The sequence below is a fragment of the Flavobacterium sp. LC2016-12 genome, assembly GCF_015351595.1.
GTDB lineage: Bacteria > Bacteroidota > Bacteroidia > Flavobacteriales > Flavobacteriaceae > Flavobacterium.
The window spans coordinates 122,054-144,392 of sequence record NZ_JADKPT010000007.1; the positions used below are offsets into that span (position 1 = coordinate 122,054).

Sequence of the window (22,339 nt, forward strand, 5' to 3'; positions counted from 1 at the left end):
AACAGTTTGCTTATTTGTTTATTCCCAAAAGAAAGAAATTATGCTTATTTTACAAAATATATCCTATTTACATACGAATAGAGATTTGCTATTCGATAGAATTACTTTTTCTGCGAATCAGCAGGAAAAAATTGCCTTAATTGGAAATAATGGTGTTGGAAAATCGACACTTTTAAAAATCATTGCTGGTGAAGTACAAGCTTCCACAGGATCGCTTAAAACTGATGCAACACCTTATTATGTGCCTCAGATTTTCGGTCAATTCAATCATTTTACTATTGCTGAAGCTTTGCGAGTTGAAGACAAACTCAATGCACTTAAAAATATACTGGAAGGAAATGTAACCCAAGAAAATCTGGAAATCTTAAATGATGACTGGACTATTGAGGATCGCTGCAATGAAGCACTGGAATACTGGCAGTTAACCGATTTAGATTTATCACAAAAACTGGAAAACTTAAGTGGCGGCCAAAAAACAAAAGTTTTTCTTGCCGGAATTTCTATTCACCAACCTGAACTTATTTTACTCGATGAACCAAGTAATCATCTGGATTTGGCAGCGAGAAAATTGTTATACAATTTCATTCAAAACACTTCGGGCACTTTGATAATCGTTAGCCATGATCGCAAACTACTGAATCTTTTGAATGTAGTTTATGAATTAAGTAAACATGCTATTACGATTTATGGTGGCAATTATAATTTTTATGCCCAACAAAAACAAATAGAAAACAACACTTTACAGCAGGATATTCATAGTAAGGAAAAAGCGTTGCGAAAAGCTAAAGAAAAAGAACGGGAAACGCTGGAACGTCAGCAAAAACTGGACGCACGCGGAAAAAAGAAACAGGAAAAAGCAGGCGTATCCCGAATCATGATGAATACTTTACGGAATAATGCCGAAAACAGCACTTCGAAAGCAAAAAGTATGCATGCTGAAAAAATTGGTGGTATCTCGGAGGAATTACAAGGGCTCCGTTCGGGTTTGCCAGCTATTGATAAAATGAAATTTGGTTTTGACAATACCCAATTACACAAGGGTAAAATACTTTTTACGGCTACTGATATTAATTTTAGTTATGATGAAAAATTGCTTTGGAGGGAAAATCTAAGTTTCCAAATTTTAAGTGGTGAACGCCTTGTTTTGAAGGGATCAAATGGTTCCGGGAAAACGACCTTAATAAAAATAATTACAGGAAAATTGATTCCAACACAAGGGAAAATTTATAAAACTGAAGCTAAAATTGTTTATATCGATCAGGATTATTCGTTAATCGAAAATCAACTTACCGTTTACGAACAGGCGCAAAAATTCAATGTTTTAGGTTTGCAGGAACATGATATCAGGATGCGATTGAATCGTTTTTTGTTTTCACAAAAAGAATTGGAAAAACCTTGCAGTGCTTTGAGTGGTGGTGAGAAAATGCGTTTGATGCTTTGTTGTTTGACGATTAACAATCACGCACCAGATATTATTATTCTGGATGAACCTACGAATAATTTAGATATTCAGAATATTGAGATTCTTACAGCGGCTGTTAATGAATATCAGGGCACTTTGATTGTGGTTTCGCATGATGAGACTTTCTTGGAGCAAATTAATATTGGGCGTTACGTTGAACTTTCTTAACCGCAAAGGTCGCAAGGGTTTACGCAAAGTTCGTTATTTTTTTATGCTGGTGTGAAATATTCACGCAAAGTCGCAACGGCGCAAAGTTTAGTTCTTACATTATTTTGAAGTATGAACCTCTTATTTAGCCCTGATGAGCAATATCCTTTTGTGCCGGTCCCGATAGCTATCGGGAGGCACAAAAGATATAGTGGACAGCGGGACTAGAGGTATTTTGAAAATGAATAATGTGCTCCATATTTTAATTCACAATTCTATCCCAGCCATCCGTCACGATCAAGACTTCGGTATTGAATGGCTTCGGCTATGTGCTGGGTGATTATAGTTGGTGCAGCATCTAAGTCGGCTATGGTGCGGGCTACTTTTAGGATTCTGTCGTAGGCTCTTGCGGATAGGTTTAGTCGTTCCATAGCAGTTTTTAATAATTCCTTAGATTGTTCATCTAACGCGCAATATTCGCGAATTAATTTGCTGCTCATCTGTGCATTGTAATGTATATTTTCGACTTCTTCAAATCGTTTGGTTTGAATTTCTCTCGCTGCGGTAACACGTTTTCTGATTTCGACACTGCTTTCGGCTTTTCGGTCGTCGGCCAGTTTTTCAAACGGAACAGGTGTTACTTCAATATGAATGTCGATTCGGTCTAATAAGGGTCCGGAAATTTTGCTCAAATAACGTTGCATTTCGTGTGGCGAAGAAGTATTGGGCTGACTTGGATCGTTGAAAAATCCACTCGGACTCGGATTCATACTCGCCACCAACATAAAAGAAGACGGATAAGTAACCGTGAATTTAGCACGTGAAATGGTTACTTCGCGATCTTCGAGCGGTTGGCGCATTACTTCTAAAACATCGCGTTTAAACTCCGGTAATTCATCTAAAAACAAAACGCCATTGTGCGCCATCGAGATTTCGCCAGGTTGCGGGTAACTTCCGCCGCCTACTAATGCTACATTTCTTGCTTATGTAAAATATGTGGTCTATATTTGATCTATCTAATTTAAGAGAAGTAAATGGGAAAAGTTGCTATATATGCTAGGGTCTCGACGCTTGAAAAGCAAGATTATAAAAGGCAAATTTCAGATTGTAAAACAGCAATCGGAAACGAATATACGGAAAATAACATTGAAATTTTTGCTGAGCAAATTTCTGGATATAAGGAAAATGAATCTAGACCTCAACTAAGCAAGCTACTCTCAATAATTGAAAATGACCCAAAGTATTTTTCAAGGATATATTGCACAGAACTGAGTCGCCTTGGAAGAGACCCAAGAAGCACCAGAAAACTATTAGATGACTTAACAGATAAGCAAATCCCTGTATTTATTACATCAATCAATAGGCAAACACTTGATGAAAATGGTGAGCGTGATTCAATTATGAATATTGTTTTGCAGGTACTTATGGAATTTGCAGATAGTGAATCTAAAACAATGAAAAAAAGGTCTAGATCAGGTTTACTTCAAAGTGTGGTCAACGGAAATGCTGGCGGTTCAAAAAATTTACCGTACGGATATGCTAAAGATGAAAACAAAAAGCTAATTGTTGATGATGAAGAAGCTGAAATAATAAAGGAAATCTTTAACCTTTATAAAAAAGGAAATGGATTTAAAGCAATAGCAAATATTTTCAATTATAGAGAAATACCAACTAGAACCCAAAAGGCATTTGGTAACCAGTTGATGAAATACAAGACAGAAAAAACAGCTGACAAAGTTACTTGGACCGATGTTACAATTGATAAAATCATTAAAAATCCCTTATATTATGGACAAAGAAGATTTAAAGGTAATCTTTATCCAGCACCAGCGATAATTGAAGAACAGCTTTACAGGGAATGCAATGAAATTACAGCAACTAAAACACATCGCAATTATCTCACTACGTACACATATCTTCTGAAAGATTTGCTTATTTGTGGGTGTTGTGGTCGCAACTACTTTGCAAAGTTTAAACCAGTTGAACGAGGTGACAAGGTTTATATTTGTTCATCAAGATTAACCAAAGGTGGAAACTGTGGTAATGTAGGTGTTAATATTTCCTTGCTGGAATCAGCAATATATGAAGAATTTATTAGTAGTGGTCGTCTAGCAAAATATATACACATGAACAAGCTCGATATTTTTGAAGAATTAAAAACAAAAATAAGCGGACTTGAAATTGAATTAAAAATTGCTCAAACCGATTTCGCAAAAAAAGAAAATGAAAAAAATCGTTTGCTTGACCTGTATCTTGCTGACAAAATTGATTCCATTGGATTTGAAAAAAAACAGGCCGAAATTAATCAAAGTGAATTTGAACTTACAACCAAGGCTAATTTATTAAAAGAAGAAATATTTCAAAATAAAAAAATATTTGATAAACAAAACGACAAGCAAGCCACAACTCAAATGCTTATTGATGCTAAAGACAATAGAATTGAACTAAAGACACTTTTTAATCAATTTATATCAAAGGTCATAATAAACAAATTAGATGCTAAAACTGTACTAGCAAGCGTTTTTATTACTTACGGCGGTAAAGAGATTGGACATCCTTTTAAATTATTTTTAAATATAAGGGGATTAGCGTCTAGACCAATGAAATATCAATATGTATCAGTTACAGGAATGAACTATAGACCAATATATAGAAACAATATTTTACTTAATAATCCACATAAATTATTATTAGAAGTTGAAGAAAATAAAGCTGTTTACGATGCCTTAGATGATCACTATGATTTTTTTATAATTAATATTCCAACTGAAAATTTAATACTTATTGAAAACACTTACCCCATCACTGTTTAAAACAAAACAAAAGAATTCATATTACTTCACTCATATGATTCTCTTTATTTAAATAACCTGTTCATAAATTTTAATCCATCATTTTCATAATTGCGATAATTCGAAAACATTCACGCATTAAAGCTGAATCTTTTAATTGTGCCGTTGAATATGGCTTTACTGATGAAAGACTAGGCTGAAGTCTGTCAACTTCTCGTCCAGATTGTTTTTTAGTAGATGCTCCAGTTGGATGGTCCGTATTTGCTCTTATTTTATTAGAAAACTCCTTTTTCGTGTTTTCATGTTTAGTCCAATTCTTTGCAAACACAATCATTTTATCTAAAATCTCAAGTTTCTCTTTGTCTTCATCATTAGATAAAGAATGATGATTTGAAAATGAATTAAGCTTTGCCAATTGTGATTTGCTGGCTTTTTCTAGGGCTATATATCTCAAAGCTTCTTCAAAGCCTTCTGGCTTTTTGTCTTTTAAAATATACTTGTTTACGTTTTTTTTAAGTTGGTCTATTACGCTTGGCGGTATCGTAATTAAATCAGTTTGTTCCATATTACTCTTTAATATAAATATCTCAAAAGAAAACAATAGCCGTTTTTTTATTCAAAAAAATCCAAAAAAAAAATTTTGGAAATTTGAATTTTATGAAGTGATCTTAGAAAATTCTGGAAAGAAAATTAAATTTTAAAATGGTGATTTAAAAACAAAAAATTGTTCAAACACCTAATCGTAGGTGTACATTTTTAAATGAGTGTTTAAAAAGTGGAGTCATGGATTCTCTGGAGAAAGAGATTCTTTCCTATATCTATGGTTTGGGACCAAAGCCTTCGGATTTGCCAAATCATCACAAATACAAGACCATTTTTAAATTAAACCAACTTCTCAAATCTCTTGTAGCAAGAGTTAGCACAAGTTTTTTCTAAATCATTGTCATGTGATCCCCATTTTTCACCATTCCAGTCAAGTCTATTTTAAAATCTTCTTTAACTCTTTTTGCAAACTGAAAAGGATCAACATCTTTTAATATTAAAATTTGTCTTGTTAAACGAGGATAATATAATGTTCCAAAATTACCCATCGGAAAATGTATTCCAATAGCTGGCTGAAAAGGATTATTGGATATTAAATAACTATATGAATAAGCTCCTGTTTTAGCATCTCCAAATGGTAAAGGGATAGATTGATTTCCATGGATAGTCATTGAAGTTGGTTGCCCAATGAAAATTGACATTTTCATTAAATATTCTAATCCTCTTTGAGTTGTATGTACAGTTATATGAAATCCTCCAATACTTTCTATACTTCTGCTTGAAACAACTTCTTCGAATGCTTTAGAATGGATGTCAAGAATGTGTTTCATATCAGTACTTTTCAAATTTGGTAAAAAGTTTCGTTGATATAAATTTAACCCAGAAACATCCCAATCCAATGATTTTGATTTGAAGGTACAATCTCACCATTTGAAATTTTATAAAGTAAAGGTTGATTTTCTAATGCGCCAATTAAAAAGTCAGTTTCATAATTTGAACTTTTATTTATTTCGTGGAGTAACTTTTTTACTTTTTCTATAGTTAGTTCTTCTAGTTTATAAACTTGTTCAATTGCTTCTTGAGCGGTGTCAACTCCGCCAGCATATGAAAAGCAAAGTCTTGGATGCAAAATGATTGTTTTTAATAAGCCTGAAAAAATATTTTTTCTATTAGAGGGAATATTTGGATCAGTGATTTTTGAATCACTGTCAATTCTTAATGAGCCTTGAACTATTTTTCCGATTACTAATGTCATTTTAAAATGTGTGCTAATGTTCCCTTGCTACAAGAGGCTTGGGCCTAAAGTAACGTAAATTTTCGGATTTGCTAAATCATCTCAAATTCAAAACTATCTTTCATTAAGCAAATTGTGTAAATCCGTTGTTGTGGCTGTTATATGCAGGCAATTTTATGAGCCACTTGAATTATTTTCGACTATTTCAACGATATATTTTAAAATCTACGTCGTCTATTTCTATAAATAAATCGGTTTAGCGGACTCCCAAATTGTCTAAAATTTACATTACGAGACAGGGTTTGTTGATGCTCTAGTCGTCGATTTATTTCATCTTGCTTTCGGAAGTTGCTCATAAACTCTTGAACTCTTGATGTCCATTCTCCGTTAGTGGTTGTTGTTATAAATGCTTTACGTGAAATCTCTGCAACTTTAGCATATGTTCCAACTTGTGGGAATAAACAATAAAGAGTATTTCTCAAACCTTCGGAGTCCTCCATAGAACCGTCTCCACGAAAATCAAAGATTACAGGTACAGAACTTTCGAGCCAAGCTGACGGAAAACACCAATCTACAAGATCAACTCCAAATATTTTCGGATTGTCTGTATTATAAAAAATTGTATTTTCAAAACAGTTCTTTTTACCTTTGAGAAAACGAGGATAATCATATTTCAGGCGTGTACCGTCGACTACCCAAACCATATTTTTATAAAATTGTTCTCTGGAAGTTCGTTCTTCAGGTTTAATATGCGAATGTTGAAATTCTACAACGAGATTATGAGCTGTAAGAACATCTGCAATATGTTTTTCTCCTGTTCTCTTATCAAGCAATGATACTTCTTGCCAATCAGCGGGATAATTATTTTTCCAATTTCGGTGCCATTCTGTTTCTGGTTCCCACCAATTATCACAATCTGTTTTGCTTTTATGTGACCAATGCCAAATTTTTCTTGTGCCACATTTTGCAATAACTGGTTTAGAACAACAGCAACACAATCCGTTAAGTTTCGGTTGAGCTTCTGTCCGATTATTACCTATTAAAGCAAAACGCATATTTTAGACTGTTTTAAGGTTTGCTTGTTTTTTCACAGCTTTGGTCAATGCTTGCCACTAACTTTCTGGCACTACAAAAGGTTGAGAGTTAAAGATATGAGATCTTTTCATTAAACACAAATTTTCCAAGTACAAACCATTTTCAAATTCAGCCTAAAACCCAAATATCTTTTAGCTGTTAGCAGTAGTCGATTATAAGCTTTCTATGTGTGGTGAATAAGGATTTGGCCAATTTTCATTAACAGAATTAAATAATAGATTTACCCAATTTTCATCTTCTGATGCTTTTTTTCCAACATACCCTCTTCCCTTTCTATTTGTGTCATACCTAAATTTTATTTCATCTAATTCGTTATCATCAACAACTTTTGAAATGAACAAATACCCATCATTTGTTACGCGAAATTGAGTATTTACACTATCGTCTTCTGAGGCAATTAATTTCTTTAAACTTTCAATTGTAAATTCTCCTGTATTCAGATTTATTCTCATTATTTTCACTTTTAAGTTTAGATTTTGGTTCGCGGTTACTGCTAACGTTTTGGCGCTAGTGTTGTTGTGGATTTCGAAGCCGACTATTTTCAGCTAAACGAATATATAAATAAAAAAGTTGATTTCACTAACGCCCAATCATGATAAACGGATGTTATCGGATGTCGCTCTATTTTCCAATATAAGTTTCCTGAGTTCCTCAACTAATAAATAATTTCCATTTACATATTTTCTATGAAGCATTCTATGACAGTTTGAACATACCAAAGCCAAATCTTCAAACTTCGTTTTTCTAATCCCTCCAATTGAGATTGGAACTCTGTGGTGACATTCAATAAAACCTAAACCTAGTAATGGATATTCTGTTTCAAAATTAAAGCCACAAGCTTCACAAAATAAGCGATCTTCTTCTTTAGCTATTGCTTTCGCTTTGGCTATAAGTTCAGGTTTACGCTCCTTAAATTTATGTAATTTATAGACAGATTTATCAGCACCTTCTTCTAAACCTTCATCATTATCTTTTTCATCATATATCTCTGTAATCAGGTTGTTGTCAATATTAAAAAGTTCGAAAAGGAAATTTTGTTTTTGTAAAATTGTTTTATCTCCTCTGTGGCTTTCGAGTGTATCGACAAAACAAATTTGGCCACGATTAGCTTTAAACAATGTCCAAGTCGAATCAAGTGGCAAATTAACTTTTGGGATACCTACAACGCCAACCAGCCTTATATATGGATGGTCAGGATTAGAAACCTTCCCAATCAAATTATCTAATGGAGTTACCAGATGCGTTATGAATGTTCCGCCACCAAAAGTTGGAGTTGATTTTAATGTTTGAAAAATAACCATTAATTCACCAGGCTTCGCTTTTTCATAATTTGTAGGGTACCATTTTGGGTTTTTAGAAAAATTTAAATTAAAAGTATCACCCAATTTATATTCCATATATGCCCAAGAATTTCCTTTGTCTCTAGTGACACTTTTAATCCATTTTATGTCTGAGGATTTATACATAAATTTAGTTTTTATTGCTGTTTTTTTTTACGATTTCCGCTAACTTCCTAGCGTCACAAAAGGTTTAGGATTAAAGATGCTCGCTTTTTCCATTATGCACAAATTTTTCAAGTACAAAACCATTTTTAAATTCAGCCAAATACTTAAATCTCGAGTAACAAATAGTGGTAGCTTTTTTATCTCACGCAAATTTCAATATTAAATGCTATTCTTGTTTCTTATCCTTCACAATATCGAAATGACGGTGCAAATCGTCAATTGTATTCATTGTACTAATTGTATTGATACAATGTATTAAAAAAACTAGTCCGCACAATGTGACACTGTAATAACTTTCCACATCAATTGCCAACTCAATGCGATTATGTACATATTTATCCCGAATATCATAAAGTCGTCTGATGTTTGTACGCATTACTTCTTGATCTCCTACGTGTAATTTCGGGATGACATTTTTTTTTAATATCGTTTCTCCTTTAGCTTTATAATTGTTTTTTGGAATTATTAATGTTTCAAAGAACGAAATCAAGTTTATTATTCGTTCATAAAGATTTGAAAAGCTGTTTAGTGAGCCAAATTGAATAATTGCATTTTCCATGTCGTAATATATTTCTACGTTTCGTTTTGATATTATGAACTGGTGAAAAAGGAATAATCCATCTTTCATTACTTTGTTAAGTTCAGCTTGACCAATGGAAATAGGTTGTGTATTTGTTGGAAATTCTACATTGAATCCAATATTTTGAAAGTTTCCAATATGACTTAAATATTCTACTTTGTCGACAACTCTATAATCAAAATCTACATTAAATGTATCAACGCCAGTCCTCAGCATCTGCGGAAAAAGAAAACATTTTAGAGAGTTTACGGATAACCTAATCTCTTTTTTAGCAAGTTCTACACATTTACTTTCTACTCCGAAAACAGTAACTGTAGCAAGTGGTGTGCTTACAAATGAATTAAAGATCTTATTCCAATCCTCTACCTTCATATCTCTACCGTTTTTTTTAGCCTCTGCACTTGTTGTTTCAAAGATTTTTAAACTATCGTTTTGGGACAGTTGATGAAAATGACAATTACCGACTTGAAAAGAAGTTTGTATTTCTAGAGCTTTAATTATAAAGTCATAATGGCGTTGTTTAGCTTTTTCCTCTATTTTAGTAACTACAAAATCATACAGTTCGACAGTTGCAATCTTAGAGATATAAATCCCAATCATCCAATCAAATGTAACTTTTACAATGAATTTATAATCTGCCACACGATTAATAAAGTCAATAGATAAAAATTGTTCAACCAAAAATTTAAACTGGTTGTAATCCGATTCATTAATTATGATTTCTTCATTCGGTAATCTAGCTCCAATGTTTACATTATTATTGAAAATATCAAGGTTTGAAAATTGAGAAATGGAATCGTCAGCCATTTGAAGCGTTGGTATACCTGCTTCATTATCTCTGCGTTCTTCTTCTAAACTTCTTGAGGTTTTGATTATAGGTCTTGATTTTACTAATTCAAAAACCTTATACCCATTTTGATTGATAGATAATACTGAATCCATTATTGTTTATGCTCGTTTTATTTGTCACATCACGAAAGTTACCACTAATGTTTTGGCTCTACATGAGGTTTAGGATTAAAGATGCAAGGTTTTCTATTAAACACAAATTTTCCAAATACAAAACCATCTTTAAATTCACCCTAATGCCCAAATCTATTGTAATTGCTGTTAGACGATGTTTGCACCATCATCAGGATAAGGAATGAATTCAACATCAGAAACGCAAAGGCAAAGATTAGTGAAAATCTCCTTTAATCTTAACGAAATAGCAAGATAAACATCCCTGTTTTCGCCTACTTCCGAAAAAATTTGCTTGTTTTTAAATTCAAAAACGGTTTCATTAAATTCATAGTGATATTCTTGACCGTGATAATAACCATTAGAATGAACCATACAGTTTCGCAATTTGTTTACAAATTCGATAAACTCACGATCCTCAGCTAAATTACCACCATATGCTTCTTTATTATGTTTAATTATAAAATTCATTTTTCTAACTAATGGAACAAAAGAAGATTTTCTTAAGATTTCCATTATTACCGCTTTGTTATTTTCCTCGAGCGATGACATTGCTTTCACGAGTTTTGCGTTTAGAGATTTTACAATGTTATCATATTCAAAATCATCGACTAAAAAATCAAAAATTAAAGAAATAGAAAGTTCGAAAGTTGTCCAACTACCTAAAATTATATTTCTGCTTAAATCTCCGTGATATCCTGTAGATAGTATTATAGATCTTGGAATTTCATGGAGTCGTTGAGCATGAGGATGATAATCTATAATATTCTGGGTAAACATTACATCACCTTGAACGATTAATTGCATTAGTCGAAAGGTAGATTTTCCTAAATAGAAATCGTAGAGTGTTGAATAATACAACCCAAAAAAACTATGACGGACGTCATCTTCATGCCAAGTTAATTCTCTAACTTCTGCTTGATGATTATTTGTAATTTGCAACAGTTCGTCTAATGTCATGATTTTGCTTCAAATATCGCCTAACGTCTTGCGACTTGGCGTAGTAGTAGATTTCCACCACAAATGTTTATACGAAGCACTGAACCCACCATTACGCCAAACTGCTGTTGGCAGCTGGTATTCTGTTGTTCGTTCTTCTAAAACATTGTCAGTATTGGGTTTTAGTGCCATTGTTTATTTATTTTCTGTCTGTTTCAGATTGTGTGGTGTGTTTTTAATTTTTTGTGTTTGAAATTTTCTACCTGTTCCATTACTTGATCGAACACTTCGTCATTATGTTGTGGTGGGTAACCGTTTTTTATCAAACAGAAGAATATTTTTTGATTCAGGTCTGCTTTAACATTTGTATTGTTGAGCCAATCCGTAAACGACGATTGCAGATCTATTAGCTTTTTAATTTTCTGAGCTAAGAGTTTACATTTATCATTTATAATTAGACTACCCACCCTTTTATCTTCACCAAACTCAAAGTTATACTTGTCTCGTAGATGCATAAGAATATCATAGAAAGCTTTTTCCTCAAAAGTCAACCCCAGTTTTCTGAAACTATCTTTGTCTTCCCCTAATTTTGACAGTATATCCAATGCCTGTTGAGTCGCATTTCTGATAATTGCATTTACTGCCTCTGCTTGTGTTGCAGTGGCTTCTGCAGATGATAAACTCTCTCTTCTACTATGATATTCTTCAAGTGTTTTATTAAGCAACTCTTCGTATTTTTCAGCTGCTATTTTATTTGTATCCTTGTACTCTATGATCGATTTACGAAGCATCTTAATCAAGACTTCGAGTTTGGTCGCTGGTAATTTAATGTTATCCAACTGAGCAACAAACTCGGGACTAAATATACTCTCTTCTATATCGGTTTGTAGAATACTTACCACAGAATTGCATTTCAAGGCTTCAGCAACCATTTTTTCAACCGCACGATTCATACTTTCTGCATCGTGTTTCTCACCAGAAGTTTTTCTTATGTAAGATGCTACCGCCATTAGGCACTGCGACAAGGAAAGTTGCTCATTAGTAAGCACATTTGATGGCTGGCAAATGTCATAAGCAGTCCTCATTCGCTTAACGTGAGCCAAGAAAAATGTTTTTGCACTAACGTTTTTTGGCTTATATTTTTCATTGCTGAGATTCAGTTTCTCAGTCAATGTGATTATATAATCGGCTGCCGAAGACAAGCACTCTAATCTTTCTAATGGAGTTGTTTTGGAATCAGTGAATGGAATTATATCAAAATCGACAAATACATCATTGAGTAATTTTAACTCAATAATTAGAGCTTCTAATGCTTGTTGAACATCATCCTCACTTGGACCAAATGAATCACCTCCAAATTTACGCATTGCCTCCATCATATTACTTCGAATACCGATATAGTCAATAATATAACCGAACTCTTTGCCCTCGTACTTCCTGTTGACACGGCTAATTGTTTGAATAAGCGTTTGTTTTTGCAGTGGTTTGTCGTTATAGAGGAATGATAGACAAGGAACGTCAAAGCCCGTAATCCACATATCAACAACTATAACTATGCGGAAATTTGAATACTCCATTTTGAACGCATCATCAAGCTTTTTACTTCGAGCTTTATCGCCTATGTAGTTATACATTTCTTCTAGATCATTTGGACCACGTGTAGCAACCATTGCTATAGTCGGCAAGGGAGATAGTTTCTTTAACTCTTCAGAAGTTAATTCACTATCGTCAGGTGACTTCTTTTCTTCGAACCATTCAGGCTTTTGTTCTCTGAACTTTTGGAGTAATCTGTATGCAATTTTACGCTTGCTGCATACAATCATTGCTTTTTGTACTATATCAGGTTTGTTTTCACAAGCATTAGTATAGTGTACTATAATATCCTTGGCAAGGCGATCTAAACGTTCGTCATCACCAAGAATCACCTCCATTGCACTCATTGCTTTTTTGCTAGTAGCCACATCATCTTCCGTTGCACCCTCATCTGCACATTGCTTGTAGTAGGTGTCTATCTCTTTTACTTTCTCACTATCGAGAGTAACATTTGCTATACGAGGTATATATTTTAGTTCAACTGTGATATCATCTTCAACAGATTGTTGCATCGTATATTTATCCACTACCTCACCAAAGACCTGAATAGTCTCTTCGATAGGAGTGCCTGTAAAACCAACAAATGTAGCATTGGGGAATGCGCTACGCAGATGCTCAGCATAAGGCTTTGTTATAAAAGCTCCGATAGAAGTCTCTTTTTTGCCTTGACTATCTGCTTTTTGATCCTTTACTTTCAACTGCGTATTCAATCGTATCTGACTGCGATGTGCCTCGTCAGAGAAACATATAATGTTTTTACGGGTATTAAGTTCGCCTATAGCTTCGCAGAATTTTTGGATAGTACAAATAAAAAATCCGCCAGACTCTCTGATGGATAGTTCTGTTTTAAGATTTTCTCTATCAGCAATTATTTTTGAAATACCCAATGATAAAAACTCCTCTGAACGAAGAAATAATTTGCCTGCTTGAGTTTGTAGATCATCTCTATCTACAATCATCACAATAGTAGGTGAGCCAAGCTCCTTGCAACGCAATGATAGTTGACGTGCCAAAAACATCATAGTATATGTTTTACCACAACCCGTTGCGCCAAAGTAAGTACCACCCTTACTACTGTTTGTAGCGTGTGCCTTTAGTATGCTTTCTCTAAGCATTCGGGTAGCAAAAAATTGAGGATATCGACACACCACCTCTTCGTCTTTGTCGTGTTTTTTGTCGGGGAAGTAAACGAAGTCACGAATAATCTCTAGAAAGCGGTTAGGCTCATACACGCCTGCAACTATGGTTTTCACCTGGTCGGCACCTCGCTTAGCAGATTCGTCCTCATTATTAACCTTTTTCCATACATAGTAATGATTGTATGGTGTGTAGGTTGTACCAAGTTTTGTATTATTTATCGAGGCATCGCTAATGCAAGAGAGCGGAGAGTAACGCAAAAGATGTGGAATATCTCTTTTGTATCGAATATGAATTTGGTCGTAAGCATCTGCGATAGTGGCATTGAAGTCTGTTGGGTTTTTTAGTTCGAAGATACATAGTGGAACACCATTGACGAAGAGTAACACGTCAGGTATGCGAATGTCATCTTTTAGTCCATATCCTACTTCAAACTGATTTACACAGCGATAAATATTATTTTTATTTTGCGCCTCAAAATCAATAAATTCTATATCAAATGTTTTTCCATCTTGGTTTCGTGTATAACGAAAACCATCACGTAAAAGATAATAGGTATTGCGAAGGAGTTCGAAATGGGTTTGACCGCTCATATGGCGCAAACGGTTGATAACCTCTTCTATGTCACTGAGCTGTAAATCGGTATATCGCTGCTGAAGATATAGTGTTATATCTTCTGTAAGTAGCACCTCTCTATTATTGCGTGATATACTACCACCATATTTATACTCCCAGCCCTGCTGAACAAGCAGTTCGACTAGGGATTTTTCATAGTCACTCTCATAATACTTACCATTCATATCTGTATCAAGTCAAATTAGTTTCTTTAGTTATTTCTATCTTGTCGAAGTCTAAGAACTTTGCATTCCTTTTTTCTAACGATTTGCTAAAAGAATCCATTACATCAAGAAGGATCAGGCGGTATTTTAAGCGTTGACAAATATCAAAAATCTGCTTAATTAGTAACTTCCCAAGTCCTTTATGCTTAAGATTCTTCGGTATCATAATATTAGTGATGTAAACAATCCTATCTTCTCGATAAGGAAGCAATCTGATTAATGAACCTACTTCAACTTCGTCATTTGAGCAGAAAATGAATGCTTCGTCATCTGACTCATCAATTAACCATTTATCTATAAAATCACGCACTATTTTTTCAAGATATTTATGGATAAAGTACTCAGTTGGAATTGGTTCACAAATATATAGTATCTGTTCTTCTATATCAAGCACATAGTGATGACCATTGTCGAAGATGTAGTTAAGACAATCGCGACCATTATCAATAATGTCTTTTATGTAATATCCTTGCTCTCGTTTTCCCATGACCTGATCATCTGTCATTGAGAACAGAATTTTATTCGCATTAAAAGTAACATCATTTTTGAATTGTTCTATAATTGTCATCATTTATCCATTTATTGCTCTTTGCACTAGTGCAGGACACAGTGTTTTAATTTTTTCACGAGCTTCTTTTGCAATATTTTTTGCCTCTTCGGCACAGTTGTATATGTTTACTATCGCTTGCTGGACTTCAGGTGGAGGGAGTGGTATACGAACTCTACGTAGTTCACTCCAATCAAAAGTTTCTCGTGCACTCCCCCAAGAGTTAAAAATTGCATATCTATCAAACTCAACCCCTCTGAAAATCAGATGTAAAAAACCAATATTTAATACAGACTCATCTTTAGAACGAATAACTCTATTAACCTGAGTAACTACATAAGTTTCGTTAGTAGTGTTAAGTGCATTTGCAAAACATTTTTCATTCTTAGTGGTTTGAACATACGATAAATGGTTTGGTGGTACTAATTTGTATCCCCCCAATTCATCTTTGTTCACTTTTGCATTTGTTTCTTTAAATTCCTTAGTTACCGATACGCTTTTTACTGCTTTTATTTTTTTGTCAGAGTTTCTTTTATCGTATTCATCTATATATTCACCTAGTTCAACTTCGGGATACTTCTTTTTGCAATCTACCATATAGGCTTGACAAGCTTCAGAAAGAGGTTTTATTAAAACTTCGTTCTGTTCAGCTAATGCTTTGAGTCCATTATAAGTATCAACTAATTCCTGCTGAATATTAATATCGGGAAGTGGAATTTGGATCTCGCTCATATCATAGAAATTAAATTCAGGCCGCTGACTACCAAAGTTGAGATAAGTAACTAGCCTTAAAAAGTCATTTCTATTAAAAAATAAATACAAAAATTCGGGTATAAATAACTTTTTGCCAATATCATTTAATCTAAAGACGACATATAGATGAGAAACAATGCACATCCCCTTTTGCCTATAAGCTAATGACCCAATATTTAAACGTGAAGGGTTATAGACAAAATCACCATTTTGCACAATTTTGTATGGTTTTAAATTGATACCTTTAAGAGCAGATTTTGGGGCGCAAAATTCGCCTTTATTGTTAACACCTTCTATCAGTTCAATTCCATATTCAAGATTATTATTATTCGCCATACTACGTTGAATATAATCTCCCAATCGAACCCATTTAGTCGTGTTGCTATTTGCACTCATAACCAAGTTTCTTTAGGGCGTTACGCAATGTTTTGTTATTTTGTTGTTGGCGATTCAACAGTTCCGAAACGGTTGTTGCTGTTTCGGTCAATACTTGATTATAATCGATTGTTGAGTCACGGTCAACAAACTCAATATATTGGCTTGGTATAAAGGTATATTCATTTTTATCTAACTCTTCAAAGCCAACAGAACGATATAGTTCAGGTTTAGCATATTTTGCACCATCCGTTCCCTCACTTTGCCACTTGAAGTATATTTCCGAAGCTCGCTTTATTTGATCAGCTTTCAATTCCACTTTCTTTTTCTGCTCTGGTTTAATTGGGTTTTCAGTCCACTGGCGTAGATCCATAAACAGAATTTCTTTTTGTCTATTACGCAGTTTTCGACCGTGCCACATACCGCCCTTTTTATTCTCGTTCAATATCCAAAGAGTTACAGATATATCAGTAGTATAGAATAGTTCGCGAGGTAGTACTATAATTGCATCTACTTTATCATTTTCAATTAACTTTTTGCGAATTGCCACGGCATCACTATCGCCCAAAGCACCATTAGCAAGTAGAAATCCTGCTATGCCTTTACCTGCCTTCAACTTGGAAAGCATATGTAATATCCATGCATAATTGGCGTTGCCCTCGGGTGGCACGGAGTAGTCCGCCCAACGTGCATCCTTGCTTAGTGTAATATCATACCATTTCTTAAGATTAAATGGCGGATTTGCCATAATGTAATCGAAGGTCAAACCTTTATGCAAGTCATTTGAAAATGTATCGGCATTCTTTTCGCCTAAATGATGTGAGATGCCTCGCATAGCAAGATTCATTTTTGCAAGACGATAAGTAGCAGGGTCTCTCTCTTGGCCATAAACATTTACCATTTTGATATCACCTTGCTTTGCTTCTACATACTTTGCACACTGAATAAACATACCTCCCGAACCACAACAAGGGTCATAAAGAGTTCCATCAAACGGCTCAACAAAAGCAGCTATCAACTCAACTACATCATGTGGCGTATAAAACTCGCCTTCTTCCTTAGTTGCATTTACCGCAAAAGACTTAAGGAAATACTCATACACACGACCAATTAAATCTTTCTCCTCACCAAAAGTCTTGTGCGATATCTTATTCACCTCGTCAACAACCTTCTTAATAACGTTAGCTTCGAGATTAATTGAGGTAAACAATCCTATACGAATACAACCTTTTAACTCATCTCCACTGTTTTCAAGCTCTTGAATTGCATCATCAAGTGTGGCATTTAATTTAGAAGCTGGCTGATCTATAATCATCGACCAAAGTGCTTTTTCTGGCACAAAAGCTATCCCTTTGTAACGACTTGGGCTATTAAGAAACGAACTTATTACTTCCTCATCTGTAATTCCATTATTGAGACATTCTTGCCTCATATCATTTTGCGTATTTTCAAACTTCTCGCCTATAAATCGCAAAAAAACCAGCGTTAAAAGCAAGTCTCTTTTATCGTTTAGTGATGCATTACTTCTTAAATACTCTCGGCAATTAAATAGTATGGATTCTAAGTTTAGTGTGTCTGTCGTTTTTTGTTTCTTGGCCATATTTAATTTTTCAATTCAATTTTATAATTTTCGTATCAGGATGTCGCTGTCTTTTAACACTGCCTGCCTACGTTTTGTCGCTACAAGCGGTTTGAGATTAAAGAAGACTAATCTTCGGATAAGCACAAATTTATTTGATATAAGACTAACTTTTAAATTAAGCCTAATACCAAAATTGCTTGTAGTGTGTGTTATGCCTTCGCCCACATATTTATCATGCGATTTTTATAATGTTTAAGAAAGTATTGTGTAAGTGATCAAAATCTCCATCGGCTGTCAATAGAGTTAGATTTAAAGAATATGCAGTTGCAACAATCCATAAATCGTTTTTACCCATGGTACGAGCAGAACCATGCAATATATTACCATTTTTATCTGTTCCCTTTCTTTTTGAATAAGCATCTATTTTAGCATAACATTCTAACAAGATAGAATCTGAACTGCTTATATCTATATAAATTGCTGTTGCTAAAAATGCATTTAATTTTTGAACTCTGTTAGCTCCCCAAGCTTGTTGAATTTTTAAAGATTCAAGTTCTGCTTTAGTAACTACAGAAATTATTATAATTACATCATCTCCTAAGTTTTCAATTATATCTAAAGATTTTTTTCCAAGTTCATTTGCACGCAAAATGTGTAAAATTATGCAGGTGTCAAGTACAATATGTTTCATTATTTGACTCCTTTTAAAAGTTCTTTGAATTCTTCATCAGTTTCGTCACCAGGCCATTTTCCTAAGATTTCTCTAAGTGAAGTTCTTTTTTTACTAGCTTTTATCTCAAACATTAATTGTTGATTTGCTGTCATTGCATTAGGTTGTTTTGAAAAGAACTTGTCAGTCGAATTAGGTGGTCCAAATTCATGAATATCTATAAAACTTAATTGTCCGTTAGGTTTGAAATGTGCCATTCCAGAAATAGTCACTTCTTTTCCCATAAATTCTAAAATACCATTAATTACGTTAACATCATGCGCAATAACATTTACAAATCCATGATCTGTTTGTAGACCCAACTTTCCTTTCGAAACTTTCATTTCATCTAATTGTCCATTCACAATTACTTTCTTCGATTCTGGAATGCTGTCTTCAAGCAAACTAATTTTATGGAAAACATCTTTTGTTAATTTTACCTCTGGTATACTTCCGCGATTTGCTAAATAAAAAATTTCATTATTACTTATAAAATTTTTTTTAAACCCCATTAATGATTTTAGCAATGGTTTGTCTAAATCAGCTTCACTACCTTCTCCTAAAGCATTATGAAAAGAGTCAATAACAAGTGCCATTGGTGTCATTGCCAAAACTTCCTCTTTTGGTTTAAATAATTCATACTGCAGACCTTTAAGTGTATCCCCAAAATAATCGCAATCAATCGTCAACGAAGTTCCCTCTGATTTATTCCCTGTTATACTTTGTAATCTTAATTCTAAGGTTTTTTTTAAATTTTTATCAGGAGTGATGTCGCTAAAGCCTCGAAGTTTTAACATTAATGCCTTAATTGCAATGTCTTTAGTGGACTTTGTTAAAGTTGCGAGCCTATCAAATTCTAACAAGCCATTGTCGTCATCTTCACCAATTATTTTTATATCATAATTCATTGCATTGTATTAAGAGTTGTGTCGCAAATTTAGTTTAATATTTTCTAATTTGTTGAATTCTATTTTAATCTCCCAGTTTCTGAATTTGTGAGGTATAACGTCCTGATGCTTGGCGAGGTTGGGAACTGAATTAAGATTTATCTTTCGGTTAAGCACATTTTTCCAAATACAAAACCATCATTAAATTAAGTCTAAAACCCCAATCGCACCAAACGGCTGTTATGTGATGTGTTGATTATTCCAACGATCCATTGCATTATAATATTCTTCCGTTTTGAACTGAATTAATTCTCCTAAATATGCTACAATTTGATCTCTCAAATCGAATGATGATTCTAAAGCCGTTTGGAACTTGGTATGGAAAATTACTTGTTGTTCTAGTTCTATATAGAATTCAATAATTTGTTTTGAAAGATTTTTTGAATCTACTTTAATATTTTTTTGTTTGAAAAAAGTAGATCGATTTAAATTGTAGGTAATGTTAAGAACAACATTAAACAAACGAATAACAGGATGTGGATGACAGTATTCTTTAAAATACACCTTAGTTAAGTCGTGGTAAAAGCTAGTAATATAATTTAATAAGCAAGAACACATTATAATTATCGTTTTTTCAACATGTTCTTGAGTAATATTCTCCTTAAAGCTATTCGCTATATATTGTTGTATGTGACTAGTAATTGCAATTGATGCGTAAGTGTCCGCATTGATTTCAAGAATGTGTTTTAATTCATTATACGTATTGCAATCCTCATTTCGTTCTTGTAGTGTTAGTTTCTCAGCCTTTTTGCTATACTGTACAAGATGTGCAAGTTCGTGGTAATACGTGAATTGTGTTGCAAGTTGAAATGCCAAGTCACTGACTGGTAAGTCAAAAAAAATTACAGTTTCTGGAAATCTTTCAAATAAATAATCATCTAAATCAGGGTTATTTGAAAAGTTGTCTAAACAATATTTGATTAGTCCAGTATTAACAAAGATTCCGAATTCATTTTCAGACGTTCTCACTGCGGCAGCATTTGAAGAAAGTCCGCTTATAAAGGCAAATACGTTAGGCTTAATATTTTCCCTTGTTGAATGTAAATCTAAATTTTCTCGACAGAAAAGATAATAATTATGGAAAATATCCTCCATAGGCGTATCTCTGTAATCGAAAACTGCTGCAAGTTCTGCAGGCTTAATTGTTGTGGAATTTTGTATTTCTTGGTCGTAGTTCATAACATATCATATATAGGCGAAACAAAGCTTCGCTTACAGACTCAAATATGGGTAGATTGGCGAAGTTTTGTTTCGCTTTTATATTATCAAATATATTCTTTTTTTTCTTACAAATCATCAAAAGTATTCTTTATCTGTTGTAAGCTTTTCATACTAACTCTGGTGAAAATTTCGGTGATCTTGCTACTCTTATGTTCTAATCTTAAATGTACCTTAAATCTGTTAAGATTTCTGAAAAATGTATAGCACAACTTTGAAATAGCCAATGCACTGTAACAGGTTTTCTTCCAATTTTTTACATCAGAGGACTTGTATAATTCATGAAAAAATAGTACCTTTGCTTTAAGTAATTATTTTTTGGAAAAAACTGCTTAAAAACAGCTCCATTAATAATTATACCCCGAACTTCATGGGGGATGGCTATTTGCTATTTGAGATAACAAACCCTTCTATTCTGTCTTAAAGAATAGGTCAACAACACATTAAATTTTATCGTTGGAACATTAGTTCCTAAACTGACAATTTACCATTGTCTAAAAAATCCAATTTTGAATTTGGCAATAACTATTTATGTCTTTTTGAAATTGGTTGCAAATAGTTGACTACTTGCACATAACAATTACATAAAAAAAGCAAACATGAAAAACAAAATAAATCTAAACCCAGTTATATTAAAAGAATTAAAAAACCGCACCTATGATGGGATAAAAAGTAAATATGCACCATTAATCTTAGATGTTATTATTGCGAATAATAACTTTCCTGATGAATTAAAAGATTGCATTATCGACCACAACATGCTTGAAGACATTTTACTTCAATCTGATTTTAACTTCTTAAATAATGAATTTGGAAAAACCTTAAATGAGTTCCCGAAAGAATTTCGAAGAGCATGCTTTTCATTACATGATGAATTTCAAATAGATTTTCCAAAGGCTGGAGTTATTGATTTAACTCGTAAAAACAAGGTTTATGGGACAAACTTTAAAGGCCCTTTACAATACTTTTATTACCAACAAGAATTCGATGAAATTAGAGAGCCTTTAAGGGAGCTACTTCTGGAATTTGTAAATAAATTAGGCATTGTATCAAATCTTCAGCCTTATGAAGTATATGCAAGCTGTATCAATTTTGAAGAAAAATTTAAGCTTAGATTAGAAATGTATGTGCGTGAAAAGAATAATTTTCCACATATTTTTGAATCTAAACCATTTTTAAACTCTGTTGACCAAGTTGATTTAAAACTTATTGAACAATATTACGAATGGTTAGCAATTACTCATAAATGGGGAAATGAAATTGATTATACTTGGGCTATGCAAGATGGCAAAGAAATAGCAAAATATATTCCTGATTTTTCATTGGAGGATACAGTGTTTAAATATACTCAGGGACAATTTAAAAGTATAGTAGAATAAAAA

General features: G+C 33.5%; 18 protein-coding genes and 1 pseudogene. 3 read left to right on the forward strand and 16 right to left on the reverse strand.

Features of this window, described 5'->3' with window-relative positions:
* The first annotated feature begins 40 nt into the window (after positions 1 to 40).
* Complete coding sequence (gene abc-f, locus IRZ99_RS13185; protein WP_194657707.1) at positions 41 to 1,630, forward strand: ribosomal protection-like ABC-F family protein; 1,590 nt, start codon at positions 41 to 43, stop codon at positions 1,628 to 1,630.
* A 254-nt stretch (positions 1,631 to 1,884) separates the two neighbouring features.
* Here the strand turns inward: abc-f and IRZ99_RS13190 are convergent.
* A pseudogene (locus IRZ99_RS13190) lies at positions 1,885 to 2,586 on the reverse strand (YifB family Mg chelatase-like AAA ATPase); the annotation flags it as partial.
* 57 nt (positions 2,587 to 2,643) lie between these two features.
* Between IRZ99_RS13190 and IRZ99_RS13195 the strand changes: the two are divergent.
* On the forward strand, positions 2,644 to 4,422 hold the full coding sequence (locus IRZ99_RS13195; protein WP_194657708.1) for a recombinase family protein: 1,779 nt from the start codon (positions 2,644 to 2,646) through the stop codon (positions 4,420 to 4,422).
* A gap of 70 nt (positions 4,423 to 4,492) precedes the next feature.
* Here IRZ99_RS13195 and IRZ99_RS13200 read toward each other — a convergent pair whose 3' ends face one another.
* The 15 genes from IRZ99_RS13200 to IRZ99_RS13270 all read right to left on the reverse strand — a co-directional run bounded on the left by IRZ99_RS13200 (position 4,493) and on the right by IRZ99_RS13270 (position 20,918).
* Positions 4,493 to 4,966 (reverse strand): hypothetical protein, encoded by a 474-nt coding sequence (locus tag IRZ99_RS13200; RefSeq protein WP_194657709.1) that lies wholly within the window; start codon positions 4,964 to 4,966, stop codon positions 4,493 to 4,495.
* A 367-nt stretch (positions 4,967 to 5,333) separates the two neighbouring features.
* The gene (locus IRZ99_RS13205; protein WP_194657710.1) at positions 5,334 to 5,774 is read right to left on the reverse strand and encodes a hypothetical protein; all 441 of its coding nucleotides are present in this window, start codon (positions 5,772 to 5,774) and stop codon (positions 5,334 to 5,336) included.
* A 44-nt stretch (positions 5,775 to 5,818) separates the two neighbouring features.
* Positions 5,819 to 6,199, reverse strand: a complete 381-nt coding sequence (locus IRZ99_RS13210) for a hypothetical protein (RefSeq protein WP_194657711.1) — start codon at positions 6,197 to 6,199, stop codon at positions 5,819 to 5,821.
* 197 nt (positions 6,200 to 6,396) lie between these two features.
* Positions 6,397 to 7,233 (reverse strand): competence protein CoiA, encoded by an 837-nt coding sequence (locus IRZ99_RS13215; protein WP_194657712.1) that lies wholly within the window; start codon positions 7,231 to 7,233, stop codon positions 6,397 to 6,399.
* A gap of 192 nt (positions 7,234 to 7,425) precedes the next feature.
* Positions 7,426 to 7,725 (reverse strand): hypothetical protein, encoded by a 300-nt coding sequence (locus IRZ99_RS13220; protein ID WP_194657713.1) that lies wholly within the window; start codon positions 7,723 to 7,725, stop codon positions 7,426 to 7,428.
* Between the two features lie 138 nt (positions 7,726 to 7,863).
* On the reverse strand, positions 7,864 to 8,739 hold the full coding sequence (locus IRZ99_RS13225) for an HNH endonuclease (RefSeq protein ID WP_194657714.1): 876 nt from the start codon (positions 8,737 to 8,739) through the stop codon (positions 7,864 to 7,866).
* 205 nt (positions 8,740 to 8,944) lie between these two features.
* A complete protein-coding gene (locus IRZ99_RS13230; RefSeq protein WP_194657715.1) occupies positions 8,945 to 10,300 on the reverse strand; it encodes a hypothetical protein in 1,356 nt (451 codons plus the stop codon).
* Positions 10,301 to 10,468: 168 nt separating this feature from the next.
* Positions 10,469 to 11,278, reverse strand: a complete 810-nt coding sequence (locus tag IRZ99_RS13235; RefSeq protein WP_194657716.1) for a hypothetical protein — start codon at positions 11,276 to 11,278, stop codon at positions 10,469 to 10,471.
* Positions 11,279 to 11,472: 194 nt separating this feature from the next.
* Positions 11,473 to 14,787 (reverse strand): type I restriction endonuclease subunit R, encoded by a 3,315-nt coding sequence (locus tag IRZ99_RS13240; RefSeq protein ID WP_194657717.1) that lies wholly within the window; start codon positions 14,785 to 14,787, stop codon positions 11,473 to 11,475.
* 7 nt (positions 14,788 to 14,794) lie between these two features.
* A complete protein-coding gene (locus IRZ99_RS13245) occupies positions 14,795 to 15,397 on the reverse strand; it encodes a GNAT family N-acetyltransferase (RefSeq protein WP_194657718.1) in 603 nt (200 codons plus the stop codon).
* A complete protein-coding gene (locus tag IRZ99_RS13250) occupies positions 15,398 to 16,522 on the reverse strand; it encodes a restriction endonuclease subunit S (protein WP_194657719.1) in 1,125 nt (374 codons plus the stop codon).
* Positions 16,509 to 18,101, reverse strand: coding sequence for an N-6 DNA methylase (locus IRZ99_RS13255; RefSeq protein ID WP_194657720.1), 1,593 nt, complete (start codon positions 18,099 to 18,101; stop codon positions 16,509 to 16,511). The genes IRZ99_RS13250 and IRZ99_RS13255 overlap by 14 nt, the downstream gene beginning before the upstream one ends.
* A gap of 214 nt (positions 18,102 to 18,315) precedes the next feature.
* Positions 18,316 to 18,774 carry a type II toxin-antitoxin system VapC family toxin gene (locus IRZ99_RS13260; protein WP_194657721.1) on the reverse strand — a complete coding sequence of 153 codons (459 nt, stop codon included), beginning with the start codon at positions 18,772 to 18,774 and terminating at the stop codon, positions 18,316 to 18,318.
* Positions 18,774 to 19,700 carry a hypothetical protein gene (locus IRZ99_RS13265; RefSeq protein WP_194657722.1) on the reverse strand — a complete coding sequence of 309 codons (927 nt, stop codon included), beginning with the start codon at positions 19,698 to 19,700 and terminating at the stop codon, positions 18,774 to 18,776. Before IRZ99_RS13265 ends, IRZ99_RS13260 begins: the two co-directional genes overlap by 1 nt.
* 219 nt (positions 19,701 to 19,919) lie before the next feature.
* The gene (locus IRZ99_RS13270; protein WP_194657723.1) at positions 19,920 to 20,918 is read right to left on the reverse strand and encodes a hypothetical protein; all 999 of its coding nucleotides are present in this window, start codon (positions 20,916 to 20,918) and stop codon (positions 19,920 to 19,922) included.
* A 638-nt stretch (positions 20,919 to 21,556) separates the two neighbouring features.
* Here IRZ99_RS13270 and IRZ99_RS13275 point away from each other — a divergent pair.
* Positions 21,557 to 22,336 carry a hypothetical protein gene (locus tag IRZ99_RS13275; RefSeq protein WP_194657724.1) on the forward strand — a complete coding sequence of 260 codons (780 nt, stop codon included), beginning with the start codon at positions 21,557 to 21,559 and terminating at the stop codon, positions 22,334 to 22,336.
* Positions 22,337 to 22,339: the final 3 nt, after the last annotated feature.